The organism is Pseudomonas iranensis, from assembly GCF_014268585.2.
Taxonomy (GTDB): Bacteria; Pseudomonadota; Gammaproteobacteria; order Pseudomonadales; family Pseudomonadaceae; genus Aquipseudomonas; species Aquipseudomonas iranensis.
On the sequence record NZ_CP077092.1, the window covers coordinates 157,441 to 175,837 of the forward strand.

The window sequence follows — 18,397 nt, forward strand, 5'->3', positions numbered from 1 at the left end:
GAGCAGGCTCGCTCCCACATCTGGAATGCATTCTTCCTGTGGGAGCGAGCCTGCTCGCGAATAAAGACGACTCGGTCTCAGAGACTGATCGCTGTAGCCTCGAACTTCACCCGCGGATGCGCAATGCGATCCTGCGCCCGCACCAGTTGCAGCTCATAACTGGCGCACGCCTGGGTTTCCAGCAACACCTCATGCACTGCTGCTGCGGTGAATTCGAATGCCGCCAGCAGGCTTTCGCCCAGCAACACCCGCGCCAGGAACAGACCAGAGGTCAGATCGCCGACGCCCACTGGCTGACGTGGAAACGCCAGCAATGGACGGCGCAGATGCCAGCTGCCCTCGGCGGTCACCAACAACATTTCGAAGCCATCCGCCGGTTTGCCCGGATAATCCAGATGCTTGACCAGTACCGCTTTCGGCCCGCGCGCCAGCAGCGCCCGTGCCATCGCCAGGCAATCGAACAGCGACTGCGGCTTGCGCCCGGAAAAACTGTCCAGCTCCAACTGGTTCGGGCACATGATGTCCGCCACGGCCGCGGCCTCATCCAGGAGGAAGTCGCTGACCTCGGTGGGCACGCTGCAGCCTTTCTCCGGATGGCCCATCACCGGATCACACAGATACAGCATCTTTGGATTGACCGCTTTGATCCGCGCCACACCGCTGAGAATCGCCCGTCCCTGCGCGGCGCTGCCGAGGTAACCGGAGAGCACCGCGTCGCAATTGCCCAGCTCGCCAATCGCAGCGATGCCTTCGATCAGCTCGGGAATCTGCCGCGGTGCCAGCACTTCACCGGCCCACTGACCATACTGGGTGTGGTTGGAAAACTGCACGGTGTTGAGCGGCCAGACGTTGACCCCGACCCGCTGCATCGGAAAAACCGCAGCGCTGTTGCCGGCGTGGCCAAACACCACGTGGGACTGGATGGCGAGCAGATGAGGCGTACGTTTCATTCGGGTCATTCCGTAAAACGATTGAAATTCAAGCCGCGCAGTATGCGACGAAACACAGCCTGTACGACAGACCGGCGAGACAGTTAAGCTGACGCCATCTTTTGGAGTTCGATGTCGATGCTGACCCTGGAAAACATCTTCGTGCTGATGCTGTTCGCCGCCGCTGGTGCCTGGCTATGGCACAACCACGGCTTGCGCGAGCGCGCGCTGGAGCGGGTCAAACAGCATTGCACCAATGTTGGCGTTGAACTGCTGGACGGTAACGTCGCGCTAAAAAAGATCGGGCTGATCAGGGATGCCAACGGTCGCCGACGACTGGCGCGGGTCTACAACTTCGAGTTCACCGTGACCGGCGAAAGCCGCCACAACGGCACCGTCACCCAGTTCGGCGCGCACAGTGCGCAGATTGAACTGGCGCCCTACCCGGCGCCGTTCGACGACACGCCGCCGGTGGTCGAAGTGCACAAGCCTCGCGCCGAAGTCATCGAGCTGAGCCAGTGGCGCCAGGAACATACCAAGTGGAAGCCTTGAGCTGACTCACTGAATCCGGCATTCAGCCAAACCGGCTTGCAGCTGTTCGATGTTCTGCGGTTCAGCGAAGATCAGCTCGATTCTTGAGTCTTTTCGCCATTCGCTGGCTTGCCAACTCAGCTCGGCATGCTCCAGCGCATTGCCCGCAACCCAGCCATCCGTGCTGTGGATAACCAGTTTCGCCCGCTTCCAGTCAAGCGCGCTCAGCCAATAGGCGATGCGTACTTGATCAAATACCTGCCGCGGATGCCAGCGCCAACCGATGCTCCACCCACCCTCCTGCGCCTGACTCAGGCAAATCGGTTCGGCCGGATCGCTCCAGACCGCTGGCAGCTGTGCCAATCCAGTGGGCAGCGGCAGATGCCCTGCGCCTTCGTTTGCTTTTGCTTTCAGACCCGGCAGCTCGCTCAGAGGCAGTTGCGCTTGCTGCGTCCAGATCAGCCTGACGGGCGGCAACTGGCTGGCGATTTTCTCTCGAACCGCTTCATCGAGATCTTCGGCCTTGTTCAACAACAGCAAACCCGCGCTGGCCAACGCTTGCTGCTGAGCGTCCGGCAGGGTTCTACCCGCGTGCAGTGCCTGAGCGTCCAGAACCAGCACACATGGCTGAACCGCCAGCACGCCCAGCCACGGCGCCTCGTTCAATTGCTTGAGCAACTGCGCCGGATGGCCCAGCCCGGATGGCTCGATAAACAGTCGATCCGGTCTGGCCTTGCGCAGCAGGCGGCCGAGGCCGATCTGGAATGGCGCGCCATTGACGCAACACAGGCAGCCCCCGGCCACCTCACCCAGTGCGATACCATCGGCGTCATTCGTCAGCAATGCAGCATCCAGACCGATCTGGCCGAACTCGTTGATCAGCACCGCCCAGCGCTCGTCCGCAGGCCGTTGCGCCAGCAACTGGCGAATCAGGCTGGTCTTGCCGGCGCCCAACGGGCCGGCGATGACGTGGGTCGGAATGTTCTGCAACATGGCGGGTACTTTCTGCGGACAGTTATTGAGGAGATCGAAGATGCGCTGGTCGGGATGGTCGTTGCTGTTGGCGCTGCTGTCGAGTGAAGCGTGGGCCGAGGCCTGCGTGGTGCACACGCAGGGCGAACGGCTCGACGTCAAAGTCTGTCAGCAGAACCGGACGATTCCGCAGAAATTGTTCAATGACGGCTTCTGCCAACCGACGCTGGCCGGGCAGAAGGTCGAGGTGCAATACGTCGACCAGTGCCCCAGCGGCGCTTTCGGCGTGTGCAGCAACGCGCAAGTCGCCAATATGCCCTATCGCCAGGATATCCACTATTACGGCGTGGCCACTGACGCTGCGTATCTCAAGCCGTATTGCGAAGGCCAGAGCCAGGGCGCCTGGCGCAAGCCCTGAATTTCAGCCGAGCCAGTCGAGGGTCAGCAGCAGACGGCGCTCACCGGGCGCCGGTTGCGGCGAACGATGGATCAGGCCGAAGCCTTCATTGCCGTGCCATTTTTCGCCTTTGAGCAACGCGACGTCGCCGCTGTTGAGCTGGCGAATCGACGCTGCACCTTGCGGTTCGGCATCGGCCTGGCCAAGTTGCAGGCGATCCATCGCGCCCTCCTCAAGCCATTGGCTGCCGATGCCAGCGTAAGTAGTGATCAAGCGCACCGGCACGTGATCGACGTGGAAACGCGGACACATGGCCTTGTCCAGCACACGCAAACGCACGCCGATACGCCGCGCACCGAGCAGGCAGGCGAAGGCACTGATCAGCCATTTAAAATCGCTCACGAAACCTTCGAAACCTTGCAGATCACGCAGCCCTGCAGCCAGACCGGCGAGATCCGGTTCGGCATCTTCGTCGGGCAATTCCAGACACAGCGACTCGGCCAAGGGCTCGTTGAGTGACAGCACCAATTGCGCAAAATCGGCAATGTGCACGGGTAGCTGGCGCTGCCAGACGGCGAGATTGGTCTGGTCTTCCAGGATTCGCGTCAACGTTTGCGGTGTCACACCCTGGTGCTGCTGACGGGTAAGAAGCGACTGATCTTGGAGTGCGAGCATCAGGCGGCCTCTTCGTGCCAAGGGCCGAATGGATCAGGCAGCGAACGCCAGCCTTCTACACCCATGGCCATTTCTTCGTCGGTCAGCAGACAGGCATCGAGTTCGGCGGAGAGCTGTAGGAAATCTATGTTCTGACCGATGAAAACCAGCTCCTGGCGGCAATCTCCTACGCTTGGAATCCAGTTTCCCATGATCGCCTGGGCGCTTTCCTGATCTTCGGGCCATTGATTCTTTGGCACGAAACGCCACCAGCGACCGGCGAATCCATGACGCATCAAGCCACCGGCCTGGGACCAGCTACCGGCATCGGTGGGTTTGCTGGCGAGCCAGAAGAAGCCTTTGGAGCGCAGCAGCTTGCCGTTCAGCCAAGGCCGATCAATGAAGCTGAAGAAACGTTGCGGGTGAAATGGCCGGCGCGCGCGGTAGGCCGTCGAGGCGATGCCGTATTCCTGTGTTTCCGGGACGTGCTCACCGCGCAATTCCTTTAGCCATCCGGGCGCTTGTGCGGCCTGATCGAAATCGAAACGATCGGTGTTGAGGATTTTTTCCAGTGGGATTTCGCCCATCACCATTGGAATGATTTCAGCCTGGGCATTGAGGCGCTTGAGGATGGCGGTGAGTTCTTCACGCTCGTGCTGGCTGATCAGGTCGATTTTGCTGATCAGCAGGACGTCGGCAAACTCGATCTGCTCGATCAACAGATCGGTGATGGAACGCTCGTCTTCTTCACCGAGAATCTCGCCGCGAGAGGCGAGGCTTTCGGCCGCCTGGTAATCGAGCAGGAAATTCACACCGTCGACCACGGTGACCATAGTATCGAGGCGAGCAATGTCGGCGAGGCTTTGCCCCTGTTCATCGCGGAAGGTGAAGGTTTCAGCGACCGGAAGCGGTTCGGAAATGCCGGTTGATTCGATCAGCAGGTAATCGAAACGATCCTCGCGAGCGAGTTTGCTGACTTCTTCAAGGAGGTCTTCACGTAACGTACAGCAGATACAGCCATTGCTCATTTCGATGAGTTTTTCCTCAGCGCGGTTCAGGCTGACATCACGCTGGACTTCACTGCCATCGATGTTGATCTCGCTCATATCGTTGACGATCACCGCAACGCGCAAGCCGTCTCGGTTACGTAGTACGTAATTCAAAAGTGTACTTTTTCCCGCGCCGAGAAATCCTGAAAGTACGGTGACGGGCAATTTGGCTGACATTGGATAATCCTTATAAATGGCAGCCGATTTGCGCTTTGAGGTGCGCTTGGCGTGTTGCGCTTCATTTAACCGGGTCAAAGAAGGCATACGATTGATCGGCAGCTCAGGCTGGTTGCTGCCTATGTTATAGTATAACAACTCGAGCTTGCCAGTCCGACGCAGGAGATTTCGCAAATTGCCGCACCACCGATCGTGGAAACTCGCGATGAACAATGCTCTGAAATACTTGCTTTTGAGCTTTGCTACGTCGCTGGCCGGTCAAGCCCAAGCGCAAATGCCGGCGCTCGCGCACTGCACACGCAGCGCTAATCTGCTGGCCTGTGTAGACGCCGACGGCAATGCCTATAGCGTCAATACGGTAGGTTCCACGCTTTACCTGCGCGGATTCGAGAAGGACGGCCATCGCTATTGGGCGCAGACCAACAGCCGCTTCGGCCAATTAACCTTTTTTACCGGGATTGCCTCCGATGGCGAGGCTTGGGTTGGCTACACCCGTCGTGTCGGCTGGACGACCATCAACCGTTTTTCCAGCTCGGGAGGGAGCAGCGCCAGATTCACTTGCAGCCGGATGACGGGCTGCTAGTGAAAACCTTTTCATGAAAAAAGCATCGCTGAATGGATTGTTATAATGTAACGTAAATAGAGATCAACACGACGGTCTCAACCATGAATGCTCTTACTCTCCCGGATATCGCCGCCCAATCTGCGCGTCAGGCACTGCCACTCGATTGGGTAGGCATGCGTGGGATTGCTCTACCCGTTGTGCTTGAAGGCCACCGCCTCAGCGCCAGAGTCGACGCTGGCGTGAGTCTCGATGATGGTGAAGCGCGTGGCATTCACATGTCGCGCTTGTATCTGGCACTCGAAGCCCTCGAACAGCGAAGCCTTTCTCCCGCTCTATTGCACCAAATACTCGGGTGTTTTTTGGCAAGCCACCAAGGCTTATCCGAGTGCGCATATCTGAATATTCACACCGAATTGTTGCTGAAGAGACCCGCCTTGGTCAGCCCCTTGGCTGGCTGGAAATCCTATCCGGCGACGATTTCAGCAAGCCTGAAACAGCAAATGTTCCACGTGGAACTAAAAATTGAACTGCCCTATTCCTCGACATGCCCGTGCTCCGCAGCCTTGGCAAGGCAATTGATCCAGCAGCAGTTCGTCGATGATTTCGCCAACAAGTCTCTGCAACACGCGGATGTCTTGGCATGGCTCGGCTCAACCAAAGGGATCGTAGCGACACCGCACAGCCAGCGCAGCTATGCGCAACTGCACCTGCATCTCGACAATTTCATCGACGAGCTACCGCTGACCGCGATCATCAATGACGCTGAAGCAGCCCTCGGCACCGCCGTGCAGACCGCAGTGAAGCGCCCCGACGAGCAAGCCTTCGCACTCGCCAATGGGCAAAACCTGATGTTCTGCGAAGACGCCGCGCGCCGCCTCAATCTGGCACTGCAGCGCACGCCCGGCATCAACCAATTCCACATCCGCGTGATCCACGCCGAAAGCCTGCATGCCCATGACGCCGTCGCCGAAAGCAGCTGGCGACGGGAGCAAAAATGATCCGCTGCCAATCCTTGGTATGGGGCGCACCCGGCCAACCGCTGACGACGCCTTTGAGTCTTGAGTTCGAAAGCGCCAGCCTGACCGCAATCATCGGCGCCAACGGCTGCGGCAAAAGCAGTCTGCTGAAAGTCATCGCCGGTTTGCAGAAGCCCTTGGCCGGCAAGGTGGAAATGGCTGTTCCACGCCAAAGCGGCATTTCCTTTCTGCCGCAACAGCAACATTTGGATCGGCAGTTTCCAATCAGCCTCGAAGAGCTCATCGCCGCAGGTTTCTGGGGCCGTCGGCTCTCGACACAGCTGCGCACGCAGCGACTGAAAAACGCATTGGAAGACTGGCATTTGAGTGGGCTCGAACAGCGTCCGTTGATGGCCCTGTCCGGCGGTGAGCTACAACGTGCCCTGCTCGCGCGACTGAGCCTTGCTGACGCCCCGGTGCTGTTGCTGGACGAACCGCACGCCGCACTCGACGAACTCGGCCAGCAATTGCTCTGGCAACACATTCACCACTGGCACGCCGAGGGCCGGACACTGCTTGTGGTCTGCCATGACCTGGCGGCTGTCCGCCAACACATTCCGCATACCCTGCTGATCAAAAACGGCCACTGCGTGTACGGAACCAGCCGAGAACTGATCCAGCCAACACCGCACATGCAGGTCGCCTGATGCTCGCCACCGTCAGCCATTTCTGGCAGCCGTTCAGCGAATTCGTGTTCATGCGCCGCGCCTTGCTCGGCGGCCTGGTGCTGGCATGCAGCACGGCGCCCTTGGGTGTTTTTCTGATACTCAGGCGTATGAGTTTGATCGGTGACGCCGTCGCCCACGGCATTCTCCCTGGTGCAGCGCTGGGATTCTGGTTTGCCGGTTTGAGTCTTCCCGCACTCACCCTCGGTGGCTTGGGAGCCGGGCTGAGCATGGCCGGACTCGCGGCCTGGATCACCCGGCGAACGGGGTTGCGAGAAGATGCCAGCCTCGCCGCGATCTATCCGATCTCACTGGCCAGCGGCGTTTTGATCCTTGGCATCGCCGGCAAGCGCCTCGACCTTCTGCACTTGCTGTTCGGCTCAGCGTTGGCCGTAGACGGGCCGACACTGACCGGCATGCTGTGGGTCTCGGCGGTCAGCCTCATGGCGATGGCGGCGATCTACAAACCTCTGCTGCTGGACACACTGGACCCATTGTTCTTGCGCACGGTCAGTCGCCTCGGGCCGCTGGCTCATGGCGTGTTCCTGACTCTGGTCGTGCTGAATCTGGTGATCGGCTTTCAGGCCATCGGCGCACTGATGGTAGTCGGCCTGATGATGCTTCCGGCTGCTGCGTCGAGATTTTGGAGTCGCCGCCTACCGCTACTGATCGCCATCGCCGCGGTCATGGGCTGCGTGTCTGTGTGGCTCGGCTTGCTGCTGTCGTTCTACTACTCGCTGCCCAGCGGCCCGGCCATCGTGCTGGTCACGGGGGTCGGCTATCTGCTGTCGGTGGTGTTCGGACCGGTTCACGGTTTGCTGCGCCGCCCGCCTTTGCTCACATCCCAATGAGGTGTTTCCCGATGCGCGCTCTACTCGTGCTGTTCAGCCTGATGCTGTCGATGTCCTTGTCAGCCGCCGAAAAACTGCCGGTGGTCACCAGCTTCAGCATCCTTGCCGACATGGTTCATCAGGTCGGCGGCGAGCACGTTGAGATCACCAACATGGTCGGCGCGGACGCCGATGCGCACACCTACGAGCCGACACCGGACGATGCCAAGGCGTTGCTCAAAGCCAAAGTGATCATCAAGAACGGCCTCGGTTTCGAACCTTGGCTGGATCGCCTGGTGACCAGCACCGACAGCAAGGCAACGGTGATCAGTGCCAGTCGCGGGGTGATTCCACGTTCGCTCGATGAAGATGGCGAAACCGTTCCGGATCCACACGCCTGGCACAATCTGGCGAACGCTGAGTTGTACGTCGCCAACATCACCAAGGCGCTGATCGCCGCCGACCCGGCCAACAAGGCTGACTACGAGCGCAACAGCCAGACCTACCTCAAGCAGATCTATGCCCTGCTCGCCGAAGCCAAAAACAAACTCGGCGCGCTGCCGCCGGGTAATCGCAAGATCGTCACCAGCCACGATGCCTTTGGCTATCTGGGTCAGGCCTATGGCATCGACTTTATCGCGCCACAGGGTTTATCCACCGAACGCGAACCCTCCGCCGCCGAAGTGGCTGCGCTGATCAGGCAGATTCGCCAGGCCAAGGTCAAAGCGGTGTTCATGGAAAACATCAAGGACGCGCGCCTGCTCAAGCAGATCGCGGATGAAAGCGGCGCGCACATTGGCGGCACGCTGTACTCGGATGCACTGGCGGCGAGCGGACCGGCGAGCACCTTTACCGGACTGTTCGAATACAACCTCAATACGCTGTACAAGGCGTTGAGTCAGCCATGACTTGAGGTGCACTTCCGATCTATTCGCGAGCAGGCTCGCTCCCACAGTTGGAATGGGTTCCAACTGTGGGCGTCGCAGAGGGTTTAAGCGCGGGGTTTTACCGTGCCGCAATCCTGACCCAGCCACACCGCACGGGTTTCGAGACTGCCCTTCTGGTTGATGCCGATGGCGTTGAAGGTGCCATTGGCAACGGTGGTGAATTCGCGGTCACTGAGGAATGTCGCCACGCCTGTGCCCTGGGCTTTCGGGCAGCTGAAGCGGAATTTCCACTGGTTGCCGGTGCGCTCGGTGATTTGCTGCTTGCAGCCCGATTGCGGGTCGGCCAACGGGATGTCGTTGGTCGCAACCTGCTGCGGCGTCAGGCAAGCGCGGATGCCTTTGCCGCCGATGTTGATGCCGTTCTTCTCCAGCGCCGCGCGCTGCTGCGGGGTGATCTGGCCTTGAATCTGGCCAAGGATCGATTGCACATCCATGGCCTGATCATCGACCTTCAGATTGCTCGAAGACATTTCCCACAACCCCGGCTGCAGCATTTGCGCCTGCGCAACCACCGGTAATGCCAAACCCAGGCCCAGCGCCAAACCCAGCAGACGAACGTTCATCGAGTAACTCCTGATCAGTTGTGGCCGTTAGACGCCGGCCGGTTGCGTCGGTTCATGCACCGATTAAATGGAGACATTCGCCGCAGAACATGGTCTGTTAAGCATTGCATCTCACGGAGCAAGGCTGCCCCATGGATTTTTTCGGACCGCACATTTTCGGTTACCTGATCGCCCTGTTGCACACACTCGGTTCGATCGCTGCGATCCATGCGGTGCTCACCGTGCGCACTGCGCAAGGCTCGATCGCTTGGGCATTGTCGCTGATCTTCATTCCCTACCTCACGCTTATTCCATATCTGGTATTTGGTCGCAGCACCTTCGATGGCTACATCAAGGCGCGGCGCCAGGCCAACGAGCAGATGCGCCTGGCCATCTCAGAATTGAACTGGCGCCCATGGGTTGAAGAAGCCCTGGCCGCTCGCGCGTCGAGTGCCTACGCCTCACTGCGCGCAATGCCGAAACTGGGGCGCATGCCGTGCCTGGCGAACAACGAGGTGCAACTGCTGGTGAACGGCACCGCGACTTTCGATGCGATTTTTCAGGCGATCGCACAAGCGAAGGAAGCCGTGCTGATCCAGTTCTTCATCATTCACGACGATCGGCTGGGCCAGCGTTTGCGTGATTTGCTGTTGAAGAAAGCCGCCGAAGGCGTGTCCATTCATTTGCTCTATGACCGCATTGGCAGCCATGCCCTGCCCCATCATTACGTGCAGGCGCTGCGTGATGCCGGCGTCGAGGTCAAAGCCTTTGCCACGCGCAGCGGCTGGCTCAACCGCTTTCAGGTCAACTTCCGCAACCACCGCAAAATCGTTGTGGTCGATGGCGTAGTCGGCTTTGTCGGCGGGCATAACGTCGGCGATGAATACATGGGTGAGAAGCCACCATTGGCGCCGTGGCGTGACACCCACGTCAAAGTCCGCGGGCCGGTGGTGGCCTGCATGCAGGAATCGTTCGCCGAAGATTGGTTCTGGGCTGCTCGTACTCTGCCGCCGTTGATCCTTCCGGATACATACCCGGAGGATGGCGTGCTTTGCCAATTGCTCGCCAGCGGCCCGGCGGATGCCTACGAAACCTGCTCGCTGTTTTTCGTCGAAGCCATTCACGCAGCAACGCAACGCGTATGGATCACCAGCCCTTACTTCGTCCCGGACGAAGCGGTGTTCGCGGCATTGAGGTTGGCGGTGTTGCGTGGTATCGATGTGCGCCTGCTGTTGCCGTCACGGCCTGATCACCGCATTGTCTATGCCGCGTCCAGCCTGTATGCCTTCGAGGCGGTGCGTGCCGGCGTGCGGGTGTTCCGCTATCGACCGGGTTTTCTGCATCAGAAAGTGGTGTTGATCGACAGCGAAATCAGCGCCATCGGCAGCGCCAATCTGGACAATCGCTCGTTCCGCCTGAATTTCGAAGTGATGTTGCTGACCGTCGACAGCGAGTTCGCCGCCGCCGTGGAACACATGCTCAATGACGATTTCGCCCTGGCCGATGAAGTGGCCAAAGAAGAAAGCCGGGAGATCCATCGCCTGCAACAGGTCGGCATGCGGATCGCCCGGCTGATTTCGCCGATACTCTGAGCGCCCCGTTTCAGGGGTGGTAGATGTCGTCGCGGGTCCAGGGCAGTTCGTGGCTGCCATCCGGATGCGCTTTCACGGCGAGGATCTGATGCAGGTTGATCCAGCCCCGGGCAAAGGCGTACGCGCAACCGGCCAGATACAGACGCCAGATACGCAGTGCTTGCTCAGGCACCAGTTTCGCCGCAGCTTCGAGGTTATCCTCCAGTCGCTCACTCCAGTGATCGAGCGTGCGCGCGTAGTGCAGGCGCAAGCTTTCGACATCGACGATTTCCAGCCCGGCTTCACTGATCTCGGCTGAGATCATAGCCAGATGCGGTAGCTCGCCGTTAGGGAACACGTATTTTTCAATGAAGTCGCCAGCGCCCCGTCCAACCGGGCGGCCATCGGTGTGCTTGGCGGTGATGCCGTGGTTCATCACCAGGCCGCCCTCCTTCACCGCGCCGAACAGCGTTGCGCAATACTCGGCGAGATTGGCATGACCAACGTGTTCGAACATGCCGACGCTGACAACCTTGTCGAAGCGGCCGTCCTGCGGCAGATCGCGGTAGTCGACCAATTGCAGTTCGACCTGATCTTCCAGACCTTCGGCCTTGACCCGCTCCTGCGCCAGCGCCAACTGTTCCTTGCTCAAAGTAATACCGAACACCTTTACGCCGAACTCTCGCGCCGCATACCGCGCCAGACCGCCCCAACCACAGCCGACATCCAGCAGATACTCGCCTGGCTGCAAGCGCAGCTTGCGGCACAAATGACGGAATTTGGCTTGCTGCGCCTGCTCGAGGGTTTCGCTACCGGTTTCGAAATAGGCACAGGAATACACCATGTCGCTGTCCAGCCACAGCTGGTAGAACGCATTCGACAGGTCGTAGTGATAGGAAATGGCCTTGGCGTCGGTGTCTTTGTCGTGATGCGCACGCACCGGCTGACTCTCTTCGTCTTCGTCGAGCAGCGCATTGCTCAATTCATCGCAAACCCGGATGACCTCGCTGATCGAGCCCTCCAGTTCCAACTTGCCTTCGACGAACGCCGCACCCAGCGCATCCAGGCTTGGGTGGGTGAATTGAGTAACCATCTGCGGATCCTTGACGACGATGGTTACGCTGGGCGTCGGCCCTAGATTGAACTCGTGGCCGTCCCAGAGTCGCAGGCGAAGCGGTAACTGCAGATTCTGTAAGGCCGGTGGAAGTTGCGCGAGCATGGAAAATCCCCCCTTGTTTCAGACGTCTGATCTGAGGGTAGACCAACCTGGAAAAATAGCAGGCTATCGATTCGATCAGCCTTGTCTATCGTGATCGGCACATCGGCTGAACGCCACAGACGACGCGCCTTACGATAGATGACTGCCTGCGCACTCGGCGGTTCGATGAATTTTCTTTCATTTATCCCGAGGGTCGAGCCTGAGCAATGGCTCCTGAAAGCGCAGCAAACGTCCGGCGTTGCCCAACACCAACAGGGTGCTCAGGTTATGCAGCAGCGCCGCGATCATCGCCCCGGCCGCACCAAGCCAGCCGAACGCCGCGAAGACCACGATGGCCAGCGTCCAGCCGAGGCCGATAATCACGTTGACCTGCAAAGTACGCCGGCACTGACGACTCAAGCGCACGCAAGTACCGAGGCGACGCAAGTCGCTGCCGATCAACACGATGTCCGCCGACGCCAAGGCAATGTCGGCCCCGCCAGCGCCCATCGCCACGCCGACCACGCCGGCCTTGAGCGCGAGTGAATCGTTGATGCCGTCGCCTACCACCATCGGACGAAAGCCGTGATCGATTTCCTTGAGCACGCGATTGAGTTTGTCCTCCGGAAGCGCTTGCGCCTGGACTTCGTTCAGCCCGACTTCCAGCGCCAACGTTCGCGCAACGCTCTGGCGATCGCCCGTCAGCAGGAGCTGGCGTCCCAGCCCCAGTTCACGCAATTCGCTCAAGGCAAAGCCCGCCTCCGGTTTGATGCTGTCGGCGAGCAAAAGCCAGGCGAGGAATGCACCGTTCAAAGCCAGGCCGGCAATCGGGCCATCGTGCTCAGGAACAAGGGTGGTTGTGATACCCAGTTGCGCGAACAACTCTGGACGACCGAGCGCAGCTTCGCCCCTCTCTGTCGTCGCCACTACGCCCAGGCCTTGGCGCTCATGGATGTTGGTCAGAGGCCAATAGGCTTCCTGATCAACCAGCCCAGCGAGTGCTCGGCTCACCGGATGACTGCTTGCCGCGCCAAGACTGGCGGCCAGTGTCTGCACTTCGGCGGTGTCCGCATCCAGGCTGTCGATCGACTGCAAACGCAAGGTGCCGTACGTCAGCGTGCCGGTCTTGTCGACCACCAGCGAGGTCAGATCGGCGAGTTCTTCGAGGAACGCCGAGCTGCGAATCAGAATCCCGTGACGCGCGGCGACGGCGACACCGGCAATCGCCGTGGCCGGCGCCGACAGCACCAACGCACACGGACACGCCGCCACCAATACCGCGAGCATCGCCTGTGCATCATGGGTGACGAACCAGGTCACCGCCGCCAGCAACAAGACCAGCACCATGTAGCTGCCGGCATAGCGTTCTAGCAATCGCGTGATCGGCGGTTTCGAGCGCTCGGCGTTTTGCATCAGGGCGATGACTTTGCCCAGGGTGGATTCGTCGCCGGTGCGGGTGACTTCGACGCGCAGCAATCCATCGAGGTTGATTGCGCCGCCGAACACCAGCATGCCGACGCCAGCTTCCACCGGTACCGACTCACCGGTAATCGAAGCGGTATCAAGGCTCGCCTGCCCTGATAACACACGACCGTCCGCCGGCACCCGATCACCGGCCCGCACCTCGACAATATCGCCAGCACTGAGCGTGCCGTTGTCCACTTCGATGATCGAACCGTCCGCTTGCAGCTTGCGCGCATGGCTGCGGGTCAGCCGGCCAAGCGCATTGATCGCTTCCTGGGAACCGATGACGCTACGCTCTTCCAGCACATGGCCAAAGATCATGATGATTGGCAACAACGCCGCGGTGAGCAGATCACCGGTCGCCCAAGCGCCGAGCATGGCCAGCGCAATCAATTGATCGGTGATGCCGTGCAGGCTTGGGTAACGCAGGCTGTACCACGCCGAACGCATCACCGGAACCGCTACCAGCAACGAGGCGAAACCGAGCAGCAACTGGCTGACACCGGTTTGCTCCGGGAGCATCCAGCGCCAGAGCAAACCCAGACCCAGCAACCCGAGCGCAAGCATCGCCAGGGTCAATTGGCGCGCGGCGCGACGTTGTTCGGCCGAGGACAACAGACTCGGAGCAGCGGTGGTCGCCGTCATTGACTGGCTCCTTGAATGATCAACCGGGAATCGTCTTTCGGATTGACGGTGGTGACCGACCCGGCCTGATCAAGGATCTTCGGTATGCGCTCGCGATACAGACGCAGGAGCATTTGCGGGTCGGCAGACGTAGCCAGACTCGAGACGGTTGCGGTATCGGTCGAGGCTTTTGCAAGACGCTCGCCCGCCTGCGCGTGAGCCACCTGGAGCGTGCGGTCTGCCTGTTCGTTGGCCGACTGGGTAAGTTTTTCGGCATCGGTGCGCGCGTTAGCCACAGCTTTGTCAGCCTGCTGACTGGCGGTCAGAACCGCATTGAAGGCACTGACCGCCGGCTCCGGCAGACTTGATTGCACATCCACCCGCGACACCTCGATGCCGATGCCCTGCCCGCTCGCCTTCAGTTCAGCGAGACGCGCGTTGATGCCTTGCACCAGATCACCGCGCAATCGCTCACGGCGCTCGGCCGCCTGATTGTCGGCGCCGATCAATTCCGGGCGAGCGACCAGAATGGTGTCGAGATCTCGCGCGGCGGTCAGGACCACGGCGCTGCGCGTCACTAGCTGATCGAGAGCTGGCAGCACATGCTCGCCTTGCAACACGAATTCGTACGGATCGGAGACTTGGTAAAACACTCGCACGTCCAATTGCACTACGCCGGCGTCACCGGTCAATAAATAACCAGACCCGGCGAGTGCATCGCTCAATGGCGTTGCGAAGGACGCCACCCGGTCAGCCTTCAACGCTTCGTCACTGCGCAACAGATTTTCCACTCGACGCTCGATCACCCGATCCGCCGCCGGCAGCAGAACCACCTGCTCAAAAGGTTGCGGCCATGCCCATAACAGTCCGGCATTCTGAACGCGATCCAGCGCACCGAAGTGCAGTACTACTGCGCGCTTTTGCGGATCAATCTGCCGGACATTGGAGAATGCCCATGCCAGCGCCGCCAGCACCGTGATCGCATACAGCGCGATAAAAGCCAGACGCCCCGCCTGAATCCACGGACTGTTCAACGCATGTGTTCCACGTGGAACTTCTTCGCTCATGGCTGCGATCCGGCTTTGTTGTCGAGCGTCGGTGGGCCGTCGACCAATACGCGGAAAGGTGCGGCATCGGTGCGCAGAATCAATTTGGTGTCCGGCGTAACGATGGTGCCGAGGGTATCGAGGGAGCGCAGCAGGTTGTAAAGCTGCGGCGAGCTGGCGTAGGCGCGACCATAAATCTGCGCAGCCTCGACTCGCGATTGCGCTTCAATGTCAGCGGCTTTCACCGTCGCATCAGCCTGGACGATTCGCGCATCGCGCTCGGCGGCGGAACGGATTTGCGCCGCTTCGCGTTTGCCAACAGCCGTGCGTTCGGTAGCAATGGTTTCACGCTCGGCACGCATGCGGTCGACCGTGGCGCTGAGCGTGACCGAGGGCAAAGTCAGCCGCTCGATGCCGACCTGCACCACGCGCACGCCATATGTAGCGAGCAACTGTTGATCGATCTGCTGACGCAACTGCGTTTCAAAATCGCCGATGCGCACTTGTTTGGCATCAGTGTTGACCAGATTGGCCAGATCGAAACCGCTGGCCGTGGTCTCCAGTGCTGAGCCGACAAAGGTGCGAATCTGCCGCGCTGCTTCGTCCGGCTGATTCTGCACGGCACGCATGAAACGCTGCACGTGTTCAGGATCACCCTGCACCTGCCACGCGACGTAGGCCTGAACGATGATGCGCAAACCATCCTTGGTGCCGACGTCCTGCAAACCACTTGAGGTGGTACGTAGACGCAAGTCCACCGGGATCGCCGCTTCGAACGGTGCCGGCCAGCGCCAATTCAACCCGGGATCGAGCAAGACCCGCGACGGACTACCGAAACGGGTGATGACCGTGGCTTCACCGGAGCGCACTTGCACCAGACTCGCGGCGGCAATGGCAAACGCTACCAGCAACGCAGCCCAGCCCATACGCCGCCAGGGAAATGGTCCAACTTCTGGCACCTCGCCGTGATGGTGGTGATGACCATGATGATGGTGATGCCCGCCGTGGCCGTGATCGTGGCCGCTGTGGTCTTGAACGTCATGAACAGGCGACTGGCTCAATGGGTGGCTCCTGGTTGAGCGGTGGTGCGGGGGGACGACGGATCAGTCGGCAGTGTGAAAGTACGCAGATCGATGGTTGGCGCATTTGCGCTGCCGCCGATTCGATGGTCGAGTATCACCAACTTGGCTTTACTCATGCCCTGACTGAGCTGGCTGAGATATTGCTCCAGCACGAAGGCCTGGCCAGCACTGGCGAAGGCTTTCTGTTCGGCGCTGAATTTCAGGTCGGCGGTTTGCGCGGCTGCATTGATCTCCCGCGCATTGGCCGTAGCCTGATCCCGCGCCGTACTCGCCTGCAACTGCGCCTCGTTAGTGGCCTGCGCAGCCGCCCCGCGTTCACGAGCGATCAACGCCTGCGCGCCGATCTGCGCCGCTTGCACACTGTGATATGCATTCGCCGCGCCGGCCGGTGGATGAATCGCTTCGACGACTGTGGCGAGGATTTCCACGCCACTGTTCAATCTGTTCAGATCGCTTTGCACTGCGCGACCGATTTCCTCGGCCAGCCCTGCCCTGTCGTCGCCGAGCAAACCGTCGAGGGTGCGCGAGGCAAAATCGTGAACCAGGATGCGGCTGGCAGTGCTGCGAATCAGTGTCGGTACATCGGCGCTGTTATAAGTCGCGGCGAGTGCCGCCTCGTCGTTCAAACCGATGCGATAAACGAAGCGCACGTCCATATTGACGATTTGCAGGCCCTGTTGCGCGCCGCGGCTGCTGGCGATGACCTGGGACTTGTCATTAACGTGGCTGGCGTCCCACAAACGGTTGGCGGTCAGCGGCGCCGGGCCTTCAGCGGAGTCGGACTGCACGGCGATTGGCTTGTCGCCGACACTGGTTGCCAGTTCATGAACCACACCGTTTTCAACGGAGATCACACGCCCCAATGGCCAGGGCAAACCGGCATGTAAACCCGGGCCGAACACCTGTACCGGTTTACCGAAGCGCTCGTAGATGCCGCGACCGTGCAGGGGAATTTCATGTACGCCGGTCAGCAGCCAACCGCTCAGGGCGACCACTGCCAACACCGGCAACAAGGCCCGGCGCATGTAACTGAAGGCCCAGATCTGCCGCAGATCGATGCCGAACCGATTGTGCATTTCATGCTGCAACGCCAGCCACGGCTGCGGCGGCCAGCGCAGCATATCGGCGATAAAACTGCGCGCCAGCAGGGTCGGTTCGAGTTGTTCACGCCGCGGGCTGAAGACAGACAGTAACGCGCGCAACAGCAGTTCGCCGGCAACCAACATTGGCACGACTGCGCTGAGCACCGCCACGCGTACCGGCCAGACTGCGCTTTCGCTGACAAACAACAGACATAGCGCACCGACCAACAGGGTGATGATCACCACCCGGGTCAGTTGTGCCAGCGCAGCCGCTTCCGGCCATTGCGCCGGCGGTTCCTGCGCCAGTTGCCGCTCCAGCACCAGCAGGGCAAACGCCAGCAACAACGCCAATGCCCCACCGATGCTCGCCGACAGCCCCAAGGCCGCCGCAGGCAACGTGAGATTCCACACCTGCTCAATACCAAGCAGAACCAGCAACGCCCAGCCGCCGAGCCACAACGTCGGCGCACCGATTTGTCCAAGCAGATGGCGGCTCTGCTGACTCAATCGCTCCAGCAGCCTTTCGTACCAGCCCTCGGCTGCAGCGCCCTCCTCCACAACGGTCGGTTGCGAAGCTGGCGGATGCATCACCCGCGCGCGCCAGTGCGTCACCCACCACGCCGATTGCAGACCGGCGACCAGCACCAGCAACGCCGCGCTCTGATTGACCAACAACGGCAACCACAGGGACTGCGGCGCAAACAGGCCGACGAAAAACGCCAGCACCCAGCCCAAACCGACCAATGCGCCAAGTCCATAAGCCAGCCGACGTAATTCGCGTGACTGCGCAGCTGCTTGCTGAAAGCGCGGCAATCCGTTGACTGGCGTGGCGTCCAACTCAAGATCGACTTGCATAACACCCCGAAAATGTAGGCTCTGCGTTCATAGCGTTACGATATAACGCAAACTGTGAAATATTCGTACACAATTACGCTTATTCAAGGATGCCGCAGCTGTCGCTTGCCTGAAGCCTTGACCGAAATGTTCGGCGCAGCTCATATTACGCACATAATTTTTATCGCGACTAATCTTGGCTATCCCCATCGAGCAATCTGG

The 18,397-nt window shown here is 60.2% G+C and carries 18 protein-coding genes; 8 read left to right on the forward strand and 10 right to left on the reverse strand.

The window, feature by feature from the left end:
- Positions 1-77: 77 nt before the first annotated feature.
- Positions 78-950 carry a pyridoxal kinase PdxY gene (gene pdxY, locus HU724_RS00715; RefSeq protein WP_186568761.1) on the reverse strand — a complete coding sequence of 291 codons (873 nt, stop codon included), beginning with the start codon at positions 948-950 and terminating at the stop codon, positions 78-80.
- Positions 951-1,067: 117 nt separating this feature from the next.
- Here pdxY and HU724_RS00720 point away from each other — a divergent pair, with 117 nt between their 5' ends.
- The gene (locus tag HU724_RS00720; RefSeq protein WP_038861179.1) at positions 1,068-1,481 is read left to right on the forward strand and encodes a DUF3301 domain-containing protein; all 414 of its coding nucleotides are present in this window, start codon (positions 1,068-1,070) and stop codon (positions 1,479-1,481) included.
- Positions 1,482-1,487: 6 nt separating this feature from the next.
- Here the strand turns inward: HU724_RS00720 and HU724_RS00725 are convergent, their stop codons facing one another.
- Positions 1,488-2,453: a CobW family GTP-binding protein gene (locus tag HU724_RS00725; protein WP_130928007.1), complete on the reverse strand. Its 966-nt coding sequence runs from the start codon at positions 2,451-2,453 to the stop codon at positions 1,488-1,490.
- Between the two features lie 40 nt (positions 2,454-2,493).
- On the opposite strand from HU724_RS00725, the gene HU724_RS00730 reads away from it, so the two are divergent.
- Complete coding sequence (locus tag HU724_RS00730; RefSeq protein ID WP_186568759.1) at positions 2,494-2,850, forward strand: NADH:ubiquinone oxidoreductase; 357 nt, start codon at positions 2,494-2,496, stop codon at positions 2,848-2,850.
- A gap of 3 nt (positions 2,851-2,853) precedes the next feature.
- On the opposite strand, the gene HU724_RS00735 is transcribed toward HU724_RS00730, so the two are convergent.
- Positions 2,854-3,504: a DUF1826 domain-containing protein gene (locus tag HU724_RS00735; RefSeq protein WP_186568758.1), complete on the reverse strand. Its 651-nt coding sequence runs from the start codon at positions 3,502-3,504 to the stop codon at positions 2,854-2,856.
- Positions 3,504-4,709, reverse strand: a complete 1,206-nt coding sequence (gene zigA, locus HU724_RS00740; protein ID WP_186568756.1) for a zinc metallochaperone GTPase ZigA — start codon at positions 4,707-4,709, stop codon at positions 3,504-3,506. The genes HU724_RS00735 and zigA overlap by 1 nt, the downstream gene beginning before the upstream one ends.
- A gap of 205 nt (positions 4,710-4,914) precedes the next feature.
- Here zigA and HU724_RS00745 point away from each other — a divergent pair, with 205 nt between their 5' ends.
- The 5 genes from HU724_RS00745 to HU724_RS00765 all read left to right on the forward strand — a co-directional run bounded on the left by HU724_RS00745 (position 4,915) and on the right by HU724_RS00765 (position 8,693).
- On the forward strand, positions 4,915-5,292 hold the full coding sequence (locus tag HU724_RS00745; protein ID WP_186568754.1) for a glutamine synthetase: 378 nt from the start codon (positions 4,915-4,917) through the stop codon (positions 5,290-5,292).
- Between the two features lie 83 nt (positions 5,293-5,375).
- The gene (folE2, locus tag HU724_RS00750) at positions 5,376-6,272 is read left to right on the forward strand and encodes a GTP cyclohydrolase FolE2 (protein WP_186568752.1); all 897 of its coding nucleotides are present in this window, start codon (positions 5,376-5,378) and stop codon (positions 6,270-6,272) included.
- Positions 6,269-6,937 carry a metal ABC transporter ATP-binding protein gene (locus HU724_RS00755; RefSeq protein ID WP_122698756.1) on the forward strand — a complete coding sequence of 223 codons (669 nt, stop codon included), beginning with the start codon at positions 6,269-6,271 and terminating at the stop codon, positions 6,935-6,937. Before folE2 ends, HU724_RS00755 begins: the two co-directional genes overlap by 4 nt.
- Positions 6,937-7,806 (forward strand): metal ABC transporter permease, encoded by an 870-nt coding sequence (locus HU724_RS00760; RefSeq protein WP_186568750.1) that lies wholly within the window; start codon positions 6,937-6,939, stop codon positions 7,804-7,806. Before HU724_RS00755 ends, HU724_RS00760 begins: the two co-directional genes overlap by 1 nt.
- Positions 7,807-7,817: 11 nt before the next feature.
- Entirely contained in the window at positions 7,818-8,693 is an 876-nt protein-coding gene (locus tag HU724_RS00765; RefSeq protein ID WP_186568749.1) for a metal ABC transporter substrate-binding protein, read from the forward strand.
- 83 nt (positions 8,694-8,776) lie between these two features.
- Here the strand turns inward: HU724_RS00765 and HU724_RS00770 are convergent, their stop codons facing one another.
- The gene (locus HU724_RS00770) at positions 8,777-9,295 is read right to left on the reverse strand and encodes a DUF3617 domain-containing protein (protein WP_016772436.1); all 519 of its coding nucleotides are present in this window, start codon (positions 9,293-9,295) and stop codon (positions 8,777-8,779) included.
- 131 nt (positions 9,296-9,426) lie between these two features.
- On the opposite strand from HU724_RS00770, the gene cls reads away from it, so the two are divergent.
- Complete coding sequence (cls, locus tag HU724_RS00775) at positions 9,427-10,866, forward strand: cardiolipin synthase (protein ID WP_186568747.1); 1,440 nt, start codon at positions 9,427-9,429, stop codon at positions 10,864-10,866.
- A 10-nt stretch (positions 10,867-10,876) separates the two neighbouring features.
- Here cls and cfaB read toward each other — a convergent pair whose 3' ends face one another.
- The 5 genes from cfaB to hflK (HU724_RS00800) all read right to left on the reverse strand — a co-directional run bounded on the left by cfaB (position 10,877) and on the right by hflK (HU724_RS00800) (position 18,196).
- Positions 10,877-12,064 carry a C17 cyclopropane fatty acid synthase CfaB gene (cfaB, locus tag HU724_RS00780; RefSeq protein ID WP_186568745.1) on the reverse strand — a complete coding sequence of 396 codons (1,188 nt, stop codon included), beginning with the start codon at positions 12,062-12,064 and terminating at the stop codon, positions 10,877-10,879.
- Between the two features lie 177 nt (positions 12,065-12,241).
- Positions 12,242-14,152, reverse strand: coding sequence for a cation-translocating P-type ATPase (locus HU724_RS00785; RefSeq protein ID WP_186568744.1), 1,911 nt, complete (start codon positions 14,150-14,152; stop codon positions 12,242-12,244).
- On the reverse strand, positions 14,149-15,198 hold the full coding sequence (gene hflK / locus HU724_RS00790) for a protease modulator HflK (protein ID WP_186568742.1): 1,050 nt from the start codon (positions 15,196-15,198) through the stop codon (positions 14,149-14,151). The genes HU724_RS00785 and hflK (HU724_RS00790) overlap by 4 nt, the downstream gene beginning before the upstream one ends.
- Complete coding sequence (hflC, locus tag HU724_RS00795) at positions 15,195-16,238, reverse strand: protease modulator HflC (RefSeq protein WP_186568740.1); 1,044 nt, start codon at positions 16,236-16,238, stop codon at positions 15,195-15,197. The genes hflK (HU724_RS00790) and hflC overlap by 4 nt, the downstream gene beginning before the upstream one ends.
- The gene (hflK, locus tag HU724_RS00800) at positions 16,235-18,196 is read right to left on the reverse strand and encodes a protease modulator HflK (RefSeq protein ID WP_186568738.1); all 1,962 of its coding nucleotides are present in this window, start codon (positions 18,194-18,196) and stop codon (positions 16,235-16,237) included. The genes hflC and hflK (HU724_RS00800) overlap by 4 nt, the downstream gene beginning before the upstream one ends.
- Between the last annotated feature and the right edge of the window lie 201 nt (positions 18,197-18,397).